Annotated in this window: 16 protein-coding genes; 10 read left to right on the top strand and 6 right to left on the bottom strand. The window is 73.3% G+C overall.

Annotated features, from left to right (window positions below):
- Positions 1-163: 163 nt before the first annotated feature.
- Entirely contained in the window at positions 164-805 is a 642-nt protein-coding gene (locus AB0I91_RS36965; protein ID WP_498783616.1) for a hypothetical protein, read from the bottom strand.
- A gap of 199 nt (positions 806-1,004) precedes the next feature.
- Between AB0I91_RS36965 and AB0I91_RS36970 the strand changes: the two genes are divergently transcribed.
- Positions 1,005-1,796: an SAM-dependent methyltransferase gene (locus AB0I91_RS36970; protein WP_498783614.1), complete on the top strand. Its 792-nt coding sequence runs from the start codon at positions 1,005-1,007 to the stop codon at positions 1,794-1,796.
- A gap of 358 nt (positions 1,797-2,154) precedes the next feature.
- Entirely contained in the window at positions 2,155-3,417 is a 1,263-nt protein-coding gene (locus tag AB0I91_RS36975) for a hypothetical protein (RefSeq protein ID WP_499641020.1), read from the top strand.
- Between the two features lie 146 nt (positions 3,418-3,563).
- Here the strand turns inward: AB0I91_RS36975 and AB0I91_RS36980 are convergent, their stop codons facing one another.
- Together AB0I91_RS36980 and AB0I91_RS36985 are read right to left on the bottom strand one after the other, a co-directional pair.
- Positions 3,564-4,727, bottom strand: coding sequence for a nucleotide disphospho-sugar-binding domain-containing protein (locus AB0I91_RS36980; RefSeq protein ID WP_499641022.1), 1,164 nt, complete (start codon positions 4,725-4,727; stop codon positions 3,564-3,566).
- Between the two features lie 10 nt (positions 4,728-4,737).
- Positions 4,738-5,079 carry a thioredoxin domain-containing protein gene (locus AB0I91_RS36985; RefSeq protein WP_499641024.1) on the bottom strand — a complete coding sequence of 114 codons (342 nt, stop codon included), beginning with the start codon at positions 5,077-5,079 and terminating at the stop codon, positions 4,738-4,740.
- Between the two features lie 105 nt (positions 5,080-5,184).
- Here AB0I91_RS36985 and AB0I91_RS36990 point away from each other — a divergent pair, with 105 nt between their 5' ends.
- Positions 5,185-8,340: an AfsR/SARP family transcriptional regulator gene (locus AB0I91_RS36990; RefSeq protein ID WP_499641025.1), complete on the top strand. Its 3,156-nt coding sequence runs from the start codon at positions 5,185-5,187 to the stop codon at positions 8,338-8,340.
- A 71-nt stretch (positions 8,341-8,411) separates the two neighbouring features.
- Here AB0I91_RS36990 and AB0I91_RS36995 read toward each other — a convergent pair whose 3' ends face one another.
- A complete protein-coding gene (locus AB0I91_RS36995; RefSeq protein ID WP_499641027.1) occupies positions 8,412-11,312 on the bottom strand; it encodes a ThuA domain-containing protein in 2,901 nt (966 codons plus the stop codon).
- Between the two features lie 202 nt (positions 11,313-11,514).
- Here AB0I91_RS36995 and AB0I91_RS37000 point away from each other — a divergent pair, with 202 nt between their 5' ends.
- The 7 genes from AB0I91_RS37000 (at position 11,515) to AB0I91_RS37030 (ending at position 18,627) form a co-directional block, all read left to right on the top strand.
- Positions 11,515-12,669: a DegT/DnrJ/EryC1/StrS family aminotransferase gene (locus AB0I91_RS37000; protein ID WP_499618728.1), complete on the top strand. Its 1,155-nt coding sequence runs from the start codon at positions 11,515-11,517 to the stop codon at positions 12,667-12,669.
- 10 nt (positions 12,670-12,679) lie between these two features.
- On the top strand, positions 12,680-13,390 hold the full coding sequence (locus AB0I91_RS37005) for a class I SAM-dependent methyltransferase (protein WP_499618730.1): 711 nt from the start codon (positions 12,680-12,682) through the stop codon (positions 13,388-13,390).
- 15 nt (positions 13,391-13,405) lie between these two features.
- Positions 13,406-14,791 (top strand): NDP-hexose 2,3-dehydratase family protein, encoded by a 1,386-nt coding sequence (locus AB0I91_RS37010; RefSeq protein ID WP_498783598.1) that lies wholly within the window; start codon positions 13,406-13,408, stop codon positions 14,789-14,791.
- Positions 14,791-15,798, top strand: coding sequence for a Gfo/Idh/MocA family protein (locus AB0I91_RS37015; RefSeq protein WP_499641029.1), 1,008 nt, complete (start codon positions 14,791-14,793; stop codon positions 15,796-15,798). The genes AB0I91_RS37010 and AB0I91_RS37015 overlap by 1 nt, the downstream gene beginning before the upstream one ends.
- Before the next feature lie 70 nt (positions 15,799-15,868).
- Positions 15,869-16,456 (top strand): NADPH-dependent FMN reductase, encoded by a 588-nt coding sequence (locus tag AB0I91_RS37020; protein WP_498783594.1) that lies wholly within the window; start codon positions 15,869-15,871, stop codon positions 16,454-16,456.
- A gap of 40 nt (positions 16,457-16,496) precedes the next feature.
- Positions 16,497-17,003, top strand: coding sequence for a pyridoxamine 5'-phosphate oxidase family protein (locus AB0I91_RS37025; RefSeq protein ID WP_498783592.1), 507 nt, complete (start codon positions 16,497-16,499; stop codon positions 17,001-17,003).
- 28 nt (positions 17,004-17,031) lie between these two features.
- Positions 17,032-18,627: an MFS transporter gene (locus AB0I91_RS37030; RefSeq protein WP_498783590.1), complete on the top strand. Its 1,596-nt coding sequence runs from the start codon at positions 17,032-17,034 to the stop codon at positions 18,625-18,627.
- A gap of 163 nt (positions 18,628-18,790) precedes the next feature.
- On the opposite strand, the gene AB0I91_RS37035 is transcribed toward AB0I91_RS37030, so the two are convergent.
- Together AB0I91_RS37035 and AB0I91_RS37040 are read right to left on the bottom strand one after the other, a co-directional pair.
- Entirely contained in the window at positions 18,791-20,149 is a 1,359-nt protein-coding gene (locus AB0I91_RS37035) for an FAD-dependent oxidoreductase (protein WP_498783588.1), read from the bottom strand.
- Positions 20,150-20,163: 14 nt separating this feature from the next.
- Entirely contained in the window at positions 20,164-21,483 is a 1,320-nt protein-coding gene (locus AB0I91_RS37040; protein WP_498783586.1) for a nucleotide disphospho-sugar-binding domain-containing protein, read from the bottom strand.
- Between the last annotated feature and the right edge of the window lie 66 nt (positions 21,484-21,549).

Below are 21,549 nucleotides of genomic sequence, written 5' to 3' on the forward strand. Positions count from 1 at the left end.
TTCCCGCCAGGCCTGCCCGGCTTTGGCCTGCCTGGGGTGCCCGTAAGGGCCCCATGTCAAATCGAGCCGAACGAGACCACCACCGCCCCGCCCAAACCCAACCCACACAACCCAGCCAACCGGCCCCACCCCACCCAAGCCGCTAGCCGCTAGCCGCTAGCCGCTAAGCGCTCATCCTCCAATGCACCACGTACCCAGCCGCCTCCGCCGCGATCAACGCGTCCAACTTGGCCAGGTTCGTCCGCCGGGACATCCGGAACGCCCGCCCCCGCCGCGCGTCCAACACCAACGGCACGACCTCCGGCGTCGCGCCCGGCAACGTGTCGGGCATCGCCTGCTGCAGGATCCGCAACCCGATGTTGGCCGCCTCCTGCGTCATCGGCGTCTCCTTGACGTACACCAACACCGCGGCTCGCGACCCGTCCGGCATCCGCAACCCCAAGTGCGGCCGGACCCGCAACGCCAGGTCACCCGTCCGCCACTTGGCCGCCGACGTGGGCACACCGGTCGCCCTGGTCGACCGCAACCACGGCAGGAACCCCTCCCGCAGCTCCTCGTACGCCCGAGGCTGCCCGGCCCGAGGCTGTCGGTGCGCCGCCTCGACCGCCTTGTCCAACTCCGCGGCCGGGTCGGGCGAGTTGGCCGCCCGCCTCATGGCGTCCCGCATCGGGTTGTAGAACCCGGCCACCCACTGCTCGGACGACAGGTAGATGCGCCGCTGCTCGGACACGATGCTGATCCGGCCACGCTGACCGCTCATGACGTACTCGGTGAAGGACAGGGCGGTGACGCTGATCGGCTCCACGACAAGCTCCCCTCGCACGCGCTCGAACTCGTGTTCGATTCTACCGAGGGGGTCCGACAATCCGGGGCCCGCGAACGGGGTATCCGCAGGTAGCACGCGATCGGCCTAGTCTCGAAGGCACACCCACCACCCGACCCACACCACTCGACCGCCCACACCCACCGCCGCCTAAGCTGCCGGCCGGGGGAAGGAGCAATCCGTGGGTGAACGACCGGACATCGACCTGACCAGGCCGAGCGCGGCCCGGGTGTACGACTACTACCTCGGCGGCGCGCACAACTTCGCCGTCGACCGCGAGATGGCCGAGCAGGCGATCTCGATGTGGCCGGAACTGCCGCTGATCATGCAGGCCAACCGGGCGTTCCTGCGCCGCGCCGTCCAGTTCTGCGTGAGCACGGGCGTGACCCAGTTCCTCGACCTCGGCTCCGGCATCCCGACCGTGGGCAACGTCCACGAGGTCGCCCGCGACGCCGACCCCACCGCACGCGTGGTCTACGTCGACAACGACCCGATCGCCGTGACCTACAGCCGCACGATCCTCGGCGACGACCCGCGGACCACCGTCGTCCAGGAAGACCTCCGCCACCCGGACGAGGTGCTCGCCGACCCGGTGGTCGCCCGCACGCTCGACTTCGACCAGCCGATCGCGGTGATGATGGTCGCGGTGCTGCACTTCGTCCAGGACGACCCGGCGAAGATCATCTCCGCCTACCGGGACGCCGTGCCGCCGGGCAGCTACCTGGTCATCTCGCACGCCACGCACGACGGCCAGGACACCCAGGCCGACGACCACACCGACCTGTACCGACGGCGCACCGCCACTCCGATGACCATGCGCTCCAAGCCCGAGGTCGAGGCGTTGTTCGAGGGCTACGAGCTGGTCGAGCCGGGCGTCGTGCACCTCCCGCTGTGGCGTCCGGCCTCGCCGGAAGACGTCGGCGAGCACCCGGAGCGCTTCGCCGGCCTCGCCGCCGTGGGCCGCAAGCTCTGACACCCGACACACAACGACACCCCCACACGACACCCCGACACGACGACACCCCCCGCCACCCCGACGCCCCCACAACTCGAACCCGACGAGTTCGCACCTTCGAGTGATCGAGCCCCACCGGCCATCACCGCTGTTGTAGTTTTGTGACCTGGCAGGTGCGGCTGCCACCGAGGCTCCTCCTGACCCGGATGGAGTGGGTGCCTCCAGAGCGCGTTCCCACGAGAACGTGTCCCGCGTGTCCGCCTCTTCCCCGGGGTTCGACGCCAGTGCGTTCGCGCGTCTGCGTGTTCGAGCAGTCGCGTGTTCACGCGTGGTCGAGCCCGTGGCGTCGACCGGGTGGCGTCCGCGGAGGTTCCTCGTGTCCACAAGCTCCCTGGCCAAGCGCTACTGGTGCACCGGCGAGACACCGAACATGGTGCGCAGGCAACGCGGCGGCGCCCAGCCCGACTCCCTCGTGCCCAGCGCCTGCCTGCCGGGCCAACGCCGGTTCGAGGCGTCGCTCCTGGCGGCGGCCAACCGCGCGATGGCGGGCATGCGCCGGCGTGGCGACTCCCTGCGGCCGACGGCCCTGGTGAGCCGCGTGCGGCCGGACGCGAAGGTGCTCGGCCTGCGGGTCCACGACGCCGCGCTGGACCAACTCCTGACCGAGGCCCTCCCGGTCGTCGCCGGCGACCGGGTCCGCGGCGTGCCCGGCCTGCGCGCGCACCCGCGGCGCAACCACCTCGACCTGCGTTCACCGGACGGCGAAGTGCGCCTCCTCGGCGTGACGCGGGAGCGCTGGCGTCGGGCCGTCGCCACGGGTCTGCCGGTCGACCTGGCCCTGACCGACCACCTCGACCCCCGCGAGTCCCAACCACCACCCGACGTGCCCGCCGACCTGATGAGCGGCGTGCTCCGCCGGCTGCCGCTGTGGCGCGGCGCCGCCTGGCTGGACGGCGTCGTCGTAGGCGACGTCCTGGAGCTGTACTGGCGAGGCGGCCCGCCGAGCGAGTCGGTCGCCGCGATCCTGGCCGGTTCCACGTGCGGCATCCCCGCGTCGGCGGCCGTCCCGTACCGCTTCCGCAACGCCGTGCGCGGCGTGGCCCTGTCCGCCGCCGACCCGCGAGCCGTGGCGAAGCCGGCCGAACCGGAGTGGGCGTGGGTCGGGTGGACCGCCGCCACCGCACCCGGCCCCGCCGTGGCCGAACGCGCGGTGCGCCCCACCGTCCACCCGCGCCCCGACCTGCCCGACGTGTGGGAGCAGCACGACATGCGGGAGGCGTTGGCGTTGCGCGACATCACCACCGTCTACCGGCTCCTGACGCACCACGGCGTGCCGCGCGACCGGATCGCCGCGCTGACCGGCCAACCGGACCACGACGTCGACCGGATCCTCTCCGGCGCCAAGGTCGAGTCCTACGACACCCTGACCGACATCGCCAACGGCCTCGGCATCCCACCGGGCTACATGGGCTTGGCGCACGACGAACCGACCGACCCCGAATCCCCGTGCGACTGCGCGAACTTGGACGAACGCGCGAAACGCGACCGCTTCCTCGCCCACGCCGCCCTCGTGACCGTCGGAACCACCACGACCTGGGGCTGCCAAGCCACCAGCTGCCGCTCCGCCCGCCCCGTCTGACCCCCACCCCACCTGACCCCACCACACCTGCCCCCACCGCGGACCTGAGCGGGTGACCGCAACCCCCAGCGTCCACGTCTGCGGGATCCTGACCAGACTGGACATCATTCAACCCGCGCGACCACCAACCATCCGATCGGAACTGATCAAGCCTCGAAATGCCGGCCGGTGCCGATCAGGAAGCCGGAGTCGGACCGCCTCGGGCGGGGCGCGCCGGCGACCAGCGCCGCCAGGTCGGCCACCACGCGGGCCGGGCTGGGTTGCTCGCCGATCTCCGCGGCCACCGCCTCCGCCGCCGTCCGGTAGGCGCGGGTCGCGAGGAGTTCGGCGCAGGTGTCGGCGATCGCGGCGGGGGTGAGGTCGGCGGACAGGCTCATGCCCGCACCCGCGCGGACCACCGCGTCGGCGTTGTCCAACTGGTCGTCGAACTGCGGTAGGACCAGTTGGGGACAGCCCGCCTCCAGGGCGGTCAGCGACGTGCCCTGGCCGCCGTGGTGGATGACGGCGTCGCAGGCGGCTGCGGCTTGGGCCAAGGGGATGTGGCCTGCGTGGAGGACGGCGTCCGGAAGGGACGACCAGGTCGCGGCGACGTCGTCGGCCACCGCGACGACGAGCTCGAAACCGTGGCCCGCCAATCGTTCCAGGGTCCCGGCCACCAAATCCGGCACACCCGCCGCACCCAGGCGCGGCACCACGGTACCCAGGGTCAGGCAGACGCGAGGGCGCGAGCGCGGGCGCAGCGCCCAGTCCGGCACGCGCGCGTCGCCGTTGTACGACACGTGGCGCAGGCTGCTGTGCCCGCGTGCGTGCTCCAACCGCAGGCTCGGCGGCCACGGGTCGAGCACCAGGTCGGGCTCGGGGAGCGGGCCGAGCCGCGCCGCCGCGGCCTCGCGGTACTCGGTCAGCTCGGCCACTCCCCAGCGCAGTTCGACCAGGGGCACCCCGTGGGCCGCGGCGGCGACCGGGCCGGCGGCTTCGGCGCGCTCGCTCACCACGACGTCCGGCCGCCAGGAGCGCACCAGCTCCGCCGTGCCGTCCAGGCCGCTCTCCGCGATCCGGGCGAACACCCGGCCGTGGGCCGACCGCCGCCGGGCGTGGGTGTCGGACACCGCGTCGGCGGCGCCCAAAGCCACGAAGTCCGCGGGCGGACCGCACGGCACCGCCGGCAGACCGGCGCGCAAGACCACCGGCACGAAGTGCTCGGCGGTCGCGACCAGCACCTCGTGACCCGCCGCCCGGCACGCCCAGGCGAGCGGCACGAGGGTGAAGAAGTGCCCGGACAAACCCACGCTCGTGAAAAGGATGCGCATGCGCGGGCCCTTATGCGGAACGCCGCAGACGATTAGCGGCGGCGACACGCGCGGCCGCTGCCTCGGCGCGGTGATCCGGGTGGCCGCCGACGGCGACGTGCGCCACCGAATCCGCCGCGTCGATTCCGGCCGCCCCGCGCCACCACACCCGGGTGAACGGCAGGTTGACAGAAGCTGTCGGCACCGCCGTCCCGTCGAGGTCGGCGCCCGCGAAATCGGCCGGCGTCACGGGGGACATCTCGTCGCCCACGGCGGTGAACTCCCGCACCCGATCGCCCGCTCCCTTTTTCGGGTCGAGCGGTGTCGCCGGGAGGCCTCGTAATGTCGTCGCGCCGACGTGCTCGTGGCTCATCGCGGCAAATTCCTCCGACTCGGATCGGTGGTTTCGGCAACCCCATCCTGTTTCCCCGGCGGATCGCGCCGCATCTCCCGGCGTGCGAAGCGTTATCGTGCTCACGTGCGGTTCGACGTGCTCGGTCCACTGGCCGTCTGGACGGATGCGGGCGCGCCGGTAGCGGTGCCCGGCGTGAAGGTGCGCGCACTGCTGGCCGACCTCGTCGCGCACCGCGGCGAGCTGATCCCGACCGCGCGCCTCATCGACGACCTGTGGGGCGAGGCGCTGCCGGGCAACCCGCAGTCGGCGTTGCAGGTCAAGGTCTCCCAGCTGCGCAAAGCGCTCGCCGACGCCGAGCCAGGCGCCCGCGCCCTGGTCGTCTCCCGGCCGCCGGGCTACCTGCTCGACGTGCCGCCGGGGTGCACCGACGTCGGCCGGTTCCACGCCCTCACCGCGCGTGCCGCCGCGGCCGACCCGGCGACCAGGGCGGCCCTGCTGGCCGAGGCGCTCCAGCTGTGGCGCGGCCCGGCGCTGGCGGACTTCGCCGACGAGCCGTTCGCCCGGCCGGTCACCGCGCGGCTGGAGGAGGACCGCCTGACGGCGGTGGAGCTGTGGGTCGAGGCGCGGCTGGAGCTGGGCGAGCACACCGGGCTGGTGGCCGAGCTGGAAGACCTGGTCGCCCGGTACCCGCTGCGCGAGCGCCTGCGCGCGGCGCACGTGCGAGCCCTCTACGGCGCGGGCAGGCAGAGCGCGGCGCTGGCCAGCTACGGCGAGCTGCGCGAACGGCTGGCCGACGAGCTGGGCCTCGATCCCAGCGCCGGGCTGACGGCGCTGCACCAAGCCGTCCTCACCCGGGATCCCGCGCTGGACGCGGCGGCGCCCGCGCCGCGCGGCAACCTGCCCGCCCAGCTGAGCGACCTGGTCGGCCGGGACGACGACCTGGACGGGGTGCGGTCGGCCCTCGGCGCGGCGCGGCTGGTCACGCTCACCGGCCCCGGCGGGGTCGGCAAGACCCGCCTCGCGGTGGAGACGGCGGCCCGGCTCACCGCGGCGTACCCGGACGGCGTGTGGCTCGTGGAGCTGGCGCCGCTGACCGCCGCCACGCCCGAACCGCTGGTGGAGGCGGTGACCGCGGCGCTGGGGCTGCGCGACGACGCGGCGGTCGGGCAGCCGTTGGACCCGGTCGCGCGGCTGGCGGACGCGTTGCGGGGCAGGGAACTGCTGCTCGTGCTGGACAACTGCGAGCACGTCGTCGAGCCCGCCGCCGAGCTGGTGGACCGGTTGCTGCGAGCCGCGCCCCGGCTGCGGGTCCTGGCGACCAGCCAGGAGCCGCTCGGCCTCGCGGGCGAGGTCCGGTGGGACGTGGCGCCGCTCGACCGCGCGGGCGCCGTCGAGCTGTTCGTCGCGCGGGCGGCGGCGGCCTCGCCCGGGTTCCGGCTCGACGACGACAACGCCGGGGACGTCGCCGTGCTGTGCCGTCGGCTCGACGGCATCCCCCTCGCGCTGGAACTGGCGGCCAACCGGGTGCGGGCGCTCGGCGTGTCCGGCCTGGTGGAGCGGCTCGACGACCGGTTCCGGCTGCTCGCCACCGGCTACCGGGGCGCCGCTCCCCGGCAGCGGACCCTGCGGGCGATGATCGACTGGAGCTGGGACCTGCTCTCGGGTCCCGAGCGCGCGGTCCTGCGCAGGCTCGCCCGCCACGGTGAGAGCGCGACGCTCGAAGCCGCCGAGGCCGTGTGCGCGGGCGGCGAGGTGACCGCGGCCGACGTCCTCGACCTCCTGACGCGGCTGGTGGACCGGTCTCTGGTGGTGCCGGTCGAGGCGCGCGGCCCGCGGTACCGGCTGCTGGAGTCGGTCGCCGCGTACTGCCTGGACCAGCCGGGGGAGCCGGGCGAGGCGGACGCGGTGCGCCTGAGGCACCGCGAGTACTACTTGGGGCTGGCCGAACGGGCGGAGCCGCACCTGCGCGCGGGCGACCAGCGGCGCTGGCTGGAGCGGCTGGACCGGGAATCGGCGAACCTGCGCGCGGCGTTCGACGGGGCCGTCCGCGACGGCGACCGGGACACGGCGCTGCGGCTGGCGACCGCGTTGGCCTGGTACTGGTGCCTGCGTGGTCGGTTCGCCGAGGCACGCCGGTCCCTCGACGCCGCGGCGGGCTCCGGCGGGGCCCCTCCGCTGGTGGCGGCGGCGCTGGCGTGGCGCACCGGGATCGCGATCCTGCAGGGCGACAGCACCGACCGGACGGCGCGGATCGCCCGGGTCGTGGAGCTGTTCGAGCGGATCTCCGAGGGCCGGGCCAGGGCGTTCTGGTTCCTCGACTACGCGGTGTCGCGCACCGGGGACGTCGCCGCGGAGGGGGACCTGGTCAACCGCGCGCTCGCCGAGTTCGAGGCGGCGGGCGACCGCTGGGGCACGGCCGCGGCGCTGAGCACCCGGGCCGGCCAGGCGCTCGCCCGCGGCGACCTGGCCACGCTCGACCGCGACGGCAGGCGGAGCGCGGCGCTGTTCGCCGAGGTGGGGGACCGGTGGGGGCAGTCGAGGGCGTCCGCGGCGCTGGCCGCGCTCGCCGAGATCGGCGGCGACTACGCGCGCGCGGCGCGGCTGCACCAGGAGGGGCTGCGCGCGGCCGAGCAGCTCGGGCTGTGGCCGGAGGTCGTCGACCGGCTCAACGGCCTCGGCCGGGTGGCGCTGCTGACCGGCGACTTCGCGACCGCGCGGGAGTCGCACGGGCGGGCGCTGCGGATGGCGGCCGAGCAGAACGCGAAGACCGCCGAGGTGAGCGCGGAACTCGGCCTGGCGCTGGGCGCGCGCCGCGAGGGCGACCTCGACGGCGCCGAGGTCCGGCTGTGCCGCCTGCTGGAGTGGAGCCGGGGCTCGGACTTCGCCGAGGGGGTCGGGCACGCGCTGGTGGTGGCCGAGCTGGGGTTCGTCGCCGAACTCCGCGGCGACCCGGCCGAGGCGGCGGCCCACCACCTGACGGGCCTGGGGATCGCGCGGAAGTCGGGCGACCCCCGCGCGGTGGCGCTGGCGCTGGAGGGCATGGCGGGCGCCGTGACGCTCGCCGGGCGGGCCGAGGCCGGTGCGCTCCTGCTGGGCGCGGCGACCGCGGCCCGGGAATCGGTCGGCGCCCCGCTCCCGTCCGCCGAACGGGGCGACTACGACCGGGTGTCCGCCCGGCTCGAAGAGGCCCTCGACCCCGACGCGCTCGCCGCGGCGCTGTCCCGCGGCGCGACCCTGACCGCCAGGGAGATCGACGAAGTCCTCGCCCCGACCGGGTGAGTCCCGGGCGGGACACGACACCGCGAACGGGGCGGTGCCGCGAGCAGGCACCGCCCCGTTCGCGGTCGTCATCAGCCCTTCGTGAAGGTCACCTTGTCCACGGTCAGCACGCCGGGCGGGCCTCCCACCACGAAGTACAGCGGTTCCGTGCCGGGCGGGGGCGTGAACGCGGGCAGCGCCACGTCCACGTAGGTGTCCAGGTCGCCGGTCGACGGCACCTCCACCGTGCCCAGCGCCGCGCCGCCCACCTCGTGGTACTGGACGGTGATCGTGGCGCCGGGCGCGGTGGCGGACACCCGGAACGAGACACCCGTGACGCCGGTCAGGTCCACGCGGTCGAGCTTCAGCCAGTCGTCCTGCTCCAGGTCGCCCACCCTCGCGCCACCTCCGGCCGGCAGCGGCGTGACCCTCGGGCCGAAGGCCTCCGCGACCGACTCCGCCTCCCACTCCAGGGCGTGCACCACGTGGCTCGCCGAGCCCGTGAGCCGCGGGGTCCCGGTGTCGGTGTAGACGGCCGTGAGGGTGCCGCCGCCGCGGGGGAGGGTCACCGATCCCTCGCAGCCGGAACCCCGCGCCGCGACGCGCCCGTCGACGGTGTACTCGACGCGGACCCTGGCGCAGTCGACCGGGCGGTCGTCGGACACCGCGACGCTGAACGGCACGGTCTCGCCCGGTGCGGCGATCACGCCGTCGCCCGGGGAGGTCAACGTCACCGCCGGGCGCGTGTTGCCCGCGACCGCGGTCGTCCGCTCGACGGTCGAGCGGCCCGTGGTGTCGGTGACCTTCAGCGTCACGCGGTACTCGCCCGGCCTGGCGTACCGGTGCCGGAGCTCGCCCGCCCGCGTCGAGTCCACCCGGCCGTCGCCGTCGACGTCCCACTCGTAGCGCAGCGCGTCGCCGTCCGGGTCGTGGGTGCCCGCCGGGTGGAGGACCACCTCGCGCGGGTCGGCTCCCGGCCGCGTGGTCACCTCCACCTCGGGCGCCCGCCTGCCCTTCGCGTAGTCCACGCGGTGCAGGCCGGCGCCGTCCAGCACGTACAGCGAGCCGTCCGGGCCGAACTCCGCGTCCGTCGGGCCGGCGAACCGCTGGAACGGGCGGATCTCACCGTCCGGGCGGAGTTCCTTCACCCAACCGCGGTCGCGGTCCAGCACGAACGCCGAACCGTCGTACTCGGGTGGGAACGCCGTCTCGGAGGTCGAGCCGGACCGGTAGGTCGGTCCGCTCATCGGCGCCTCGCCGCCGTTGCCGAACGGCGGCGTCGACCCGCCGGTCGTCAGCTCCGGCACCGACTCCCCGTCGTAGGCCGGCGACGCGGGGACCGCGGGCGGCAGGTCGACCAGCCCGGTGTTGTGCGGACTCGTGTTGCGCGGAGCGGCGCAGTCGAACGGCGTCCCGGCCACGGCGTAGGGCTGGTTGGCCCCGGCGCAGTACGGCCAGCCGAGGTTGCCGGGCGCGGTGAGCCTGGTCAGCTCGGCCTGCCCCGCCGGGCCGCGCGCCGGGTCGGGCGCGCCCGCGGCCGGTCCGTGGTCGGCCACCAGGACCGAGCCGGTCGGCCGGTCGACGGAGAACCGCACGGGGGCGCGCAGCCCCATGGCGTAGATCTCCGGCCGCGTCTTCGGCGTGCCCGGCGGGAACAGGTTGCCCGCCGGGACGGTGTAGCCGCCGTCGCGGCCGACGGTGACCCGCAGCAGCTTGCCGCTCAGGCTGTCGGTGCTCCCGGCCGTGCGCCGGGCGTCGCGCGTCGCGTGTCCCGGCCGCTCGTCGAGGGGCGCGTACCCGGCCGACCCGGTGGTGTCGGTGTCGTCACCGGTGGACACCAGCAGGTTGCCGTCCCGGTCGAACCCCAGGTCACCACCGCCGGGCGCGTCGATGACGCGCTGCTCGCCGCGGCGGTCGAGCACGTGGCCGCGCAGCGGGAAGCGGGAGACGTGGTCGTCGAGGTAGACGTAGACCCAGCGGGGTGACGCCGGGTCGACGGCGATGCCGTGCAGGTGGCCGCGGAACGCGGCGGCGCGGTTCGTGGTCCCGTCGGCGCCGGTCAACCACACCTGCCCGTCCGGCGCGGCGTGCAGCACGCCGCGGTCCGGCAGCACGGCCAGGGACGTCGACCCGGAACCCCCGGCGAGCGTCGTCCGGGCGAAGTCCCGCGCGGGCCGCGTGGCCCTGCCGCCGCAGTCACCCGGCTCCTGCCCGTTGGCGTACTGGATGCCGCCGAGCAGGTGCGCGCGGAACGCGGGGTCGGCGTAGGTCTCGATGCTGTGGCCGAGGTTGGTGTACCAGGCCCGCCCGCCCGCGGGCTCGCGGCACCAGGTGACGGGGTGGTCGCCCATCGCGCCGGGACCCGGCTGGTAGGTGGACTCGTCGAGCGAGGCGAGCACGTGCGCGTCCTGCCGGACGCTGCCGTAGAAGTTCCACCACTCCTCGGTGAACTCCCACTCGGCGGGCAGGTGCGCCGTCGACGGGTGGTCCCGGTCCTCCACCCGGATGGTGGCGCGCTGGGTCTCGGGGAACCGCGGCGGGTACGGGTGCGAGTGGTAGAACGTGCCGACCAGCTCGTTGTAGTACCAGGGCCAGTTGGACTCCATGCCCGCCGGCCCGTGCACGCCGACGTAGCCGCCGCCACCGGTGATGTACCGCTCGAAGGCCGCGCGCTGCGCGTCGGTGAAGCTGGGCGCGATCACGTTGAGCCACACCACGGCGTCGTACGCGGCCAGCCCCTCGTCGGTGAAGACGGCGGACTCGCGGGTTTCGTCAACCGTGAATCCGTGCTGGGCGCCCATTTCACGAATTGCGGCTATACCGTATTCGATCGAGGCGTGCCGGAGGTCGGGGTGGCCCGTCTGGTGGAAGACCAGCACGCGCACCGGGTCCTGCTGCGCCGAGGCGGGCGCGCTCATCCCGCCCACTACCACGAACAGCGCCGACAGCAGCGCCGCAAAGCGCCAGGGTCGTGTTCCGCCAACGATCGGCACGTCGTGCCTCCTCCTTCGGGCCGGTCCGTCCGCCGCTATTCCTAGTCGGTGCGACCGGCCGTGTCTTGTCCGGAAATGCGGAATCGGCGGAATCGCGGGCGTGGTACGTGCGGGTGAAATTACCGCAACGCAGAAGATGTTCGATCGCCGCACAAAGACCAAACTGGCTGCCGTCCCGCATCTTCGGTGGTTGGAGCTGTCCATGATCAACGTGTTTCAGCCGAGTCTCGGCGACGAGGAGGCCGAGGCCGTCCGCGAGGTCTTCGCCACCAACTGGCTGGGATACGGGCCCCGCACCAGGGCGTTCGAAGCCGAGTTCGCCGCACACCTGGGAGTGTCCTCCGACCAGCTGATCTTCATCAACTCCGCCACCTCCGGCCTCTTCCTGGCCACCGAGCTGCTCGGCCTCGGCCCGGCCGACGACGTGGTGGTGCCCGCGATCTCCTTCGTGGCCAACGGCAACGCCATCCTGTCCTCCGGCGCGCGCCCGGTGTTCTGCGACGTCGACCCGCACACGCTCAACCCGTCGGTCGAGGACGTCGAGCGGGCGCTGACGCCGCGGACCAAGGCCGTGATGGTGCTGCACTACGGCGGCTTCCCCGGCGACATCGCCGCGATCGCGCAGCTGTGCCAGGAGCGCGGCGTGGTGCTCATCGAGGACACCGTCGGCTCCATCTCGTCCCACGTGGACGGCAAGATGTGCGGCACCTTCGGCGACATCGCGATCTGGAGCTTCGACTCCCGGAAGATCATCTCCACCGGCGACGGCGGCATGATCTTCGTGCGCGACCCCGAGCTGCACGCGCGGGCGCACCGCCTCGCCTACCACGGCCTCGTGGACCGCAGCGCGTTCACCACCGCCTCGAAGTCGCCGAGCCACTGGTGGGGCCTGGACATCCAGGACGTCGGCCGCAGGCTGATCGGCAACGACGTCACCGCCGCGATCGGCAGCGTCCAGCTGCGCAAGCTGCCCGGGTTCATCGAGCGGCGCAGGCAGGTGTCCGCGCGCTACGACGAGCTGCTCGCCGGGGTCGAGGGCATCCGCATCCCCCCGCCGGCGCCCGCCGGGCACGGCAGCTCGTACTGCTTCTACTGGGTGCAGATCGACCCGGCCATCCGCGACCAGGTCGCCGCGGACCTGCTGGAGCAGGGGATCTACACCAGCTTCCGGTACGAGCCGCTGCACAAGGTGCCCATCTACGGCGGGAGCGGGGAGCTGCCCGGCACCGATGTCGCCTCCGCCTCGACCCTGCTGCTGCCGCTGCACCAGGCGATCACGGACGACGAGGCCGAGACCGTGGCCACCGCGCTGGTGAACTCCGTCGCGAAGCGATCCAACTGGACCCGAGTAGCTTAGGGAGCTCCCCATGTTCGGCACCGACCTCGCCGCCGTCTACGACCTGGTGTACAGCGAGCGCGGGCAGGACTTCGCCAGCGAGGCGGAGCTGGTCACCACCCTGGTCCGGGACCGGGCTCCCGGCGCGGCGAGCCTGCTCGACGTGGGCTGCGGCACCGGCGAGCACCTCGTGACGCTGGCGAAGCACTTCACCCACGTCGAGGGCGTCGACCTGGCCGAGCCGATGGTGGCGGTGGCCAGGGCGAAGCTCCCCGACGTCGCCGTCCACATCGGCGACATGACCGCCCTCGACCTCGGCCGGACCTACGACGCGATCATCTCGCTGTCCGCGGCCGTCGCCTACCTGCCGTCCGCCGACGCGATGGGCATCGCGCTCAAGAACATGGCCTCGCACCTCGCGCCCGGCGGGGTGCTGGTCGTGGAGCCCTGGTACTTCCCGGAGAACTTCCTCGACGGGCACATCGCCGCCGACATCATCCGCGGCGCGGGCCGCACGATCTCGCGGGTCTCGCGCAGCCGGGCCCAGGACGGCGCGACCCACATCGAGAGCCACTGGGTGGTGGCCGACGCGGACGCCATCCGCCACTTCACCGAGACGCACGTGTTCGGGCTGTGGACTCGCGAGCAGTACGACGCGGCCTTCGCCGCCGCGGGCTGCACCGCCGAGTACGTCCCCGACGTGCAGCTGGGTCGCGGTCTCTTCGTGGCCCGGCAACGCTAGAGAAAGGGCAACGACATGACCTCGCCGGCCGAACTCCAGCCCCGCGACGACGCCGAACTGCCCCGCCGCTTCGCGCACTCGGCGTCGGTGGCGTCCGCGGGCGCCTGGATGCGGACCATGCGCTTCTACGAGTGGCTCGCCCAGCGTGGCCGCCAGCACCGGTTCCAGGTGGACCGGATCCCGTTCGACGGGCTGGTCGGCTGGTCGTTCGACCCCGACTCCGGCAACCTGGTGCACCAGAGCGGCCGGTTCTTCACCGTCGAGGGGCTGCACGTCACGGTGGGGGACGGCCCGTTCCCCGAGTGGCAGCAGCCGATCATCCTGCAGCAGGAGGTCGGCATCCTCGGCATCCTCGTCAAGGAGTTCGGCGGGGTCCTGCACTTCCTCATGCAGGCCAAGATGGAGCCGGGGAACCCGAACCTGCTGCAGCTCTCGCCGACCGTCCAGGCCACCCGCAGCAACTACACGAAGGTCCACAAGGGCGCCGACGTGAAGTACCTCGAGTACTTCACCGACCCGGGCCGCGGCCGGATCCTGACCGACGTGCTGCAGTCCGAGCACGGGTCCTGGTTCCTCAGCAAGGCCAACCGGAACATGATCGTGGAGGCGCACGACGACGTGCCCCTCGACGACGACTTCTGCTGGCTCACCCTCGGCCAGATCGGCGAGCTGCTGCGCCAGGACAACATCGTCAACATGGACGCGCGCACCGTGCTGGCGTGCGCCCCGGTCGCGAACGACGAGCCGAGCGCGATCCACTCCGACACCGAGCTGCTGTCGTGGTTCACCGCGGAACGGTCCCGCCGCGAGGTCCAGGTGCGGCGGATCCCGCTGGCCGAGGTCCGCGACTGGGTCCACTCCCCGAACTCGATCGACCACGTGGACGGCAAGTACTTCCGGGTGGTGGCGGTGTCCGTGGAGGCGGGCAACCGGGAGGTCTCGGGCTGGACCCAGCCCTTGTTCGAGCCACGTGCGCGCAGCGTCGCGGCGTTCTTGACCAGGAGGTTCCACGGCGTGCCGCACCTGCTGGTGCACGCGCGGGTCGAGGCGGGCTTCCTCGACACCATCGAGCTGGGACCGACCGCGCAGTTCACCCCGGAGTACTACGCGCACCTCAAGGGCAAGCAGCGGCCGCCGTTCCTCGACCTGGTGAGCACCGCGCCCGCCTCGCGCATCCGCTACGAGGCGGTGCACTCCGAGGAGGGCGGCCGGTTCCTCAACGCCGAGAGCCGCTACGCCATCATCGAGGTCGACGAGAAGGACGTGCCCGCCGACCTGCCGCCCGGCTACCGCTGGGTCACCCCCGGCCAGCTCAACTCGCTGGTGCGCCACGGCCACTACGTCAACGTGCAGGCGCGCACGCTGCTGGCGGTCATCAACTCGCGGGCGGCCGAACTCTGATGGCGCCACTGCGGATCGGCGTCCTGGGCTGCGCCGACATCGCGGTGCGGCGGATGCTGCCCGCGTTCGCCGCGTCCGCCCTCACCGAGCTGTCGGTGGTGGCCAGCCGCAGTTCGGCGCGGGCGGCGGCGGTGGCGGGCGAGTACGGCGCCCGCGCCGTTGGGGACTACCGGGAGGTCCTCGCCGCCGCGGACGTCGACGCGGTCTACGTGCCGCTGCCCGCCGCGCTGCACGCGGACTGGGTCGAGGCGGCGCTGCTCGCGGGCAAGCACGTGCTCTCGGAGAAGCCGCTGACCACCGACGCCGGCCGGACCGCCCGGCTGTTGGCGCTCGCCCGCGCGCGGGGGCTGGCGCTGGTGGAGAACGTCATGTTCGTCCACCACTCCCAGCACGCGGCGGTGCGCGACCTGGTGGCGGAGGGCGCGATCGGCGAGCCGAGGGCGCTCACCGCGGCCTTCACCATCCCCCGGCTCCCACCGGGCGACATCCGCTTCCGGCCGGAGCTCGGCGGCGGCGCGCTCCTGGACACCGGCGTGTACCCGGTGCGCGCGGCCATGCACCTGCTCGGGACGGACCTGCGGGTCGTCGGGGCCACGCTGACCTCCGCGCCCGGGTTCGAGGTCGACACGGCGGGAGCGGCGCTGCTGTCCACGCCCGAAGGCGTCACCGCGCAGGTCACCTTCGGGCTCGACCACGGCTACCGGTCGGCCTACCAGCTGTGGGGGGCCGACGGGCGGCTGACGGTCGAGCCCGCGTTCACCCCGGCCGCCGACCACCGCCCGGTGATCCGGTTGACCCGGCGCTCCGGCACCGAGGAGATCGAGCTGGCGGCCGACGACCAGGTGGCCGCCGCGGTGGCGGCGTTCGCCCGCGCGGCGGCCACCGCGCGCACCGACGACGCGGCGCTGCACCAGGCGCGGCTGCTCGACGACATCCGGGACCAGGCCGGGAAGGCCGCGGTCGGGGACTTACCGCGCACCGCGACCGGCGCCGAAAGCGGATGGTAAGCCGACCGTAGGGCCCGGGTCGCATGGTGGGCACGACGACCACCGAGCCGACGACGAGGAAGTCCACCCGATGTCCGAGAGCCACCGCCTCCGCGTCGCGGTCATCATCGGCAGCACGCGGGTCGGCCGGTTCGGGCCCACCGTCGCCGAGTGGGTCAGCGCCAAGGCGCGCCGCAGGCACGACGTCGACGTCGACGTCATCGACCTCGCCGAGACGCGCCTGCCCGACCGGCTGGCCGACGAGGACACCACCCCGCCGCTCGCCGTGCGCGCCCTGGCGGGCAGGCTCGACCGCGCCGACGGGTTCGCGGTCGTCACCCCCGAGTACAACCGCAGCTTCCCGGCCCCGTTGAAGACCGTGATCGACTGGTTCTGCCGGGAGTGGCAGGCCAAACCGGTCACGATCATCTCCTACGGCCGGGACAACGGCGGCCTCAACGCCACCCGGCAACTGCGAGAGATCTTCACCGAGTTGCACGCCACGACCGTGCGCGACACCGTGGCGCTGGCCGACTACTGGACCTACTTCAACACGGACGGCACGTGGCCGAAACCGACGGCCGAGTGCAACGCGGCCGTCGACACGACCCTCGACCAGCTGGTCTGGTGGGCCGTGGCACTGCGCGACGCGCGCTTGGCGTCTCCCTACCCCGCCTGACCACCCGCATCCGAGAGAAAGTCCGAGAGGAGCAACGACGGTGAATGTCAACGAGCCGGCCTCCGCGCAGGTGCTGGGCACCGACGGGGGCAGGCCGGCGCCGTGGGCGGAGGCGCGCGAGCGGCTGGCCGGGGCGCGGTCGTACTGGACCGCGACGAGCCACCCGAGCGGACGACCGCACATGCGGCCCGTGCTCGCGGTCTGGGTGGGCGACGCGCTGTACCTCTCGTCGGACCCGGGCGCCCGCAAGAGCCGCAACCTCGACGCCGACGCCCACTGCTCGATCGCGGCGACGTGCGACGACATGGACCTGGTCATCGAGGGCAAGGCCGTGCGGGTCACCGATCCCCAGCAGCTCAAGAACGTCGCCGCCGAGTACAAGGCGAAGTACGGCTGGCCGGTGACCATCGTGGACGCCGCGTTCACCGCCCCCTACGCGGCACCGACCGCGGGCGACGGCCCGTTCGCCGTCTACGAGGTCGAGCCCGCCACCGTGTTCGGCTTCCCGACCAGCGACAAGTTCGCGCCCACCCGCTGGCGCTTCTGACGACGGCGATCGCTGGAAAGGAACGATCATGGACACCACACCGACCGAGTCCGGCGCCCTGGCCGGGCGCAAGGAGTGGCTGGGACTGGCCGTGCTGGCCCTGCCCACCATCCTGCTGGCGCTCGACTTCAGCGTCCTGTTCCTCGCCCTGCCCAACCTGAGCGCGGACCTGGCGCCCGACGGCGCGCAACAGCTGTGGATCATGGACATCTACGGCTTCATGATCGCCGGGTTCCTGGTCACCATGGGCACGCTCGGCGACCGCATCGGCAGGCGGAAGCTGCTGATGATCGGCGCGGTCGCCTTCGCCGCGGCCTCGGTGCTGGCGGCCTACTCGACGTCGGCCGAGATGCTGATCGCGACCCGGGCGCTGCTCGGCATCGCGGGCGCGACGCTCATGCCGTCCACGCTCTCGCTCATCACCACGATGTTCACCGACGGCAAGCAGCGCGCCGCGGCGATCGGCGTGTGGATGGCGTGCTTCATGGGCGGCACGGCGATCGGCCCGGTGATCGGCGGCGCGCTGCTGCAGTGGTTCTGGTGGGGCTCGGTGTTCCTGATGGGCGTGCCCGTCATGATCCTCCTGCTGGTGACCGCGCCCGTGCTGCTGCCCGAGCACCGCGACCCCGCCGGCGGCAAGCTCGACCTGGCCAGCGTCGCGCTGTCGCTGGCGGCGATCCTGCCGGTCATCTACGGCCTCAAGGAGTTCGCCAAGGACGGGTTCGCCGTCGTGCCGCTGGTGGCCGTCGTCCTCGGTGTCGTGTTCGGCGTGCTGTTCGTGCGCAGGCAGCGCAAGCTCCCCAACCCGCTGATGGAGGTGTCGCTGTTCGCCAACCGCGCCTTCAGCGGCGCGCTCGGCATCATGCTGCTCGGCGTCCTCACCGTCGGCGGGAGCACCCTGCTGTTCGCCGTGTACCTGCAGGACGTGCAGGACATGTCGCCGCTGCAGGCCGGTCTTTGGATGCTGCCGCACACCGCGGCGCAGATGATCGGCGTGGTGCTGGCGACGATGCTGGTCCGCACGATCCGGCCGGCCTTCGTGATCGCGGGCGGCCTGGTGATCGCGATCGTCGGCTTCCTGATCGTCTCGCAGGTGAGCGCCACGGGCGGGATCACGCTCGCGGTGGTCGGCTTGTCGGTCGCGTTCTTCGGCGGGGCGCCGATCGCGGGCCTCGGCGTCGACCTGATCGTGTCGTCCGCGCCGAGCGAGAAGGCGGGCTCGGCGTCGTCGATCTCCGAGACCAACATCGAGTTCGGCATGGCGCTCGGCGTCGCGGTGATGGGCAGCATCGGCGCGGCGGTCTACCGGAGCCGGATGGCGGACACCCCGCTGCCCGAGGGCGCCGCCGAGGCGGGCAACACCTTGTCGGGCGCCACCACCGCGGCGGCGGAACTGCCCGCCGAGGCGGGCGCGTCGCTGGTCGCCTCGGCCCGGGAGGCGTTCACGGCCGGTTTCGGCACTGCGGCCGCCGTGTGCGCGGCGATCGTCGCGGTCGTCGCCGTGCTGGCGGTGACCCTGCTCCGCCACGTCCCGGCGGCCGGCGCGGCCGAGGCGGACACCGCCGAGTCCGGTTCGGACGAGAAGAAGGCCACCTCCGACGAGGCGACCAACATCGAGGCGTAGGAACCCCCTGCCCCGAGTGGACGAAGAGGTGACCGCGCGATCCGCGGTCACCTCTTCTCCTTGTCCCGCAACGGGAACAGCACGAGCAGACGCGCCGAACAGGACTGGGTCGGGAAATCCGGCGGGCCCTGCCCGATCGTGGGCAGGGCCCGCCGGTCCGGTGCTACGCCACCCGCCGGTTCGAGGGCCCGGCGGCCGGTTTCGACTGCCGGAGCACGCGCAGCGCGAGCCCCGGGCGCATGAGCGCGGTCGGCGGGTCGACCAACCCGGCCACCCGGAGGAACGCCCGGGCGACCTGCGGGTCACGGGTGGCCGCGACCTGCACCTTCGGCATGTACGAGTTGCCCATCCGCGCCTTGAGCGGACGGGGCCCGACCACGTCGGGGTAGGCCAGGTCGCCGCCCGCGGCGATGTCCCACGGCGCGTCGAGCACCTTGGCGATGTCGGCGAAGAACGCCCGCGCCTGCGGCATCGTGCCCTGCCGCAGGTGCTCGCGCAGCGTCAGCGCCTGGAGCCCGGCGGTCGTCATGCCCTGCCCGTAGACGGGGTTGAAGGTGCACACGGCGTCGCCGAGCACCAGCAGGCCCGCCGGGAACCGGGGCATCCGCTCGTACCGCTTGCGGGCGTTCGCGGGGAACTGGAAGGACACCGGGTCGTCGAGCGGCTCGGCGTCGCGCACCGCCTCGTACACCTCGGGCACCGGCAGCGACTTGGCGAAGGCGAGGAACCCGTCCGGGTCGGTCGGGGCGTGGTCGCCGAAGATCCCGGTGAGCGACAGCGCCCAGCGGTCCTCGCCCACGATGGTGAGGAACCCGCCGCGCCGGTGGCCGGGGGTCGCGACCGGGTTGACCGACACGTCGCCGCCGAAGTGGTCCGACGACAGCGCGAACCGGCGGGTGCAGTAGGCGAGGCCGATCTTCACCCGCTCCTCCTCGACCCGCGGGTAGCCCGCGGACTCGAGCCAGGACGGGGTGCGCGAGCCGCGGCCGGTGGCGTCCACCACCAGGTCCGCGGTCACGGTCTCCGGGGTGCTGCCCTCGGCCCGCCGTTGGATCCGCGCGCCGACGACCCGGCTGTTGTCGGGCGAGAACACCGGCTCGACCACGTCGTGGCCCTCGACGAAGCGCACGTTCGGGATCGCGGCCACCCTGGTCCGCACGTGGTGCTCGAGCGTCGGCCGGTCGCCGCCCGCGACGAACAGCCCGGTCTCGACCGGCGCGAGCCGCTCGCCGTTGAAGTGCCAGCGCAGGTCACGGCCCATGTCGCCGACCTTCACCCCCGCGGCGCGCACGCCGTCGGTGAAGCCGGGGAACAGCTCGTCGAGCACGATGAGGCCGCGGGCGAGCAGGCCGTGCACGTGCCTGCCCTGCGGCACGCCCCGCCGCACCCCGGCCACGCCGACGAGCTCGTCCCGGTCCACGACCACCACTTCGGCGTAGGCCTCGGCGAGCACCCGCGCGGCGAGCATGCCCGCCATGCTGCCGCCCAGGACGAGCGCGCGGTCTCCGACCTTGTTGTCCATGCGCCGTCCTCAGCTCAGGAGTTCCGGTGCGCAGCGGTGAGCTTCTCCAACAGGGGCACGACGTCGTGCGTGCTCGGCGCGGACATCCACTCGTGGTGGACCCGTTTCGCGCCCTCGAGGTAGGAGGGGTTCGACACCACGTCGAAGATCTGCTTGCGGATGTCCTCGACGGACAGCTCCGCGCGGTTCATCGCGATGCCCGCCCCGCGCTCGGCCATGTACGGGCCGGTGATCGGCGACTCGATGCCCCACGGCTCGACCGGGATGATCTGCGGCACCGAGAGCGCCACCGCGGCCGCCCAGGTGCCGACGCCGCCGTGGTGGATGAGCGCCGAGCAGCTCGGCAGGAGCTGGTCGAGGGGGATGTACTCGACGGTGCGCACGTTGTCGGGGATCGGCTTGCCCTTGGGCAGCTGCGCCTCGTTGAGCGTGCCGACCAGCTCGACGTCCAACTCGGACACCGCTTCGAACATGTCGCCCACCAGGCCGTGGATCGCGGCCATGAGCTCCTCGTGACCGTTGCCGAACTGGCGCATCGACGCGCCGAGGCACAGCGCGATCCGCGGCCGCTCCGCCGGCCCGTACAGCCACTCGGGGACGGTGTCCGCGCCGTTGTAGGGCACCCAGCGCATCGACACGCGCGAGCGGTGGGTCGGCAGCCGCATCCCCTGCGGGGCCGGGTCGATCGTGATGTCCCCGAGCAGGAGGTCGTCGTCGACCTTGACGCCGTAGTGGTCGGCGAGCGGGGCCACGTACCGCTCCAGCGGATCGGGACCCAGGTCGACGCCGGGCAGGCTGTTGCGCTCCGCCCAGCGGTCCCTGGTCCACGCGAACATGTCGTGGCCCCAGAGCAGTCGCGCGTGCACGGCGCCGCTGGCCTTGGCGGCCACCGCGGCCGAGGGCCAGCACGGGTCCCAGATCACCAGGTCCGGGCGCCAGGCCTTGGCGAAGCTCACCAGGTCCGGCAGCCCGGAGCGCTCCAGCGCCACCGCCGGGTCGGTCGGGTGGAAGTTCCACACGCAGGGCAGCATGAACTGGCGGAAGTGCTCCCACGGGTAGCGGTCGGCCGGGTCGTCGCTGGTGAGGACCTCGGTCAGCGGGGACAGCTCGTCGGCGGCGGCCCACAGGTCGGGGTTGCCGGCGCCCATGGGCGGCAGCATCCGCTCCTGGTCGCCGATCGACACGGCGGAGAGCCCTGCGGCGGCGATCTGCTTGGCTATCAACGCGGTCGAGGCCACCCGCACCTCGTGCCCGGCGGCCTTGAGCGCCCAGGCCAGCGAGACGGACGGGTGCAGGTGTGCCGTTGCCGGCCACACCGCGAACAGGACGCGCATCAATGCTCCTCAGCCGTTGATCGTGCCGTTCGTTGACGGGCGGGCCACGTGCCACCTGCCACCGCG

The sequence above is a fragment of the Actinosynnema sp. NPDC049800 genome (assembly GCF_040656635.1).
Taxonomy (GTDB): domain Bacteria; phylum Actinomycetota; class Actinomycetes; order Mycobacteriales; family Pseudonocardiaceae; genus Actinosynnema.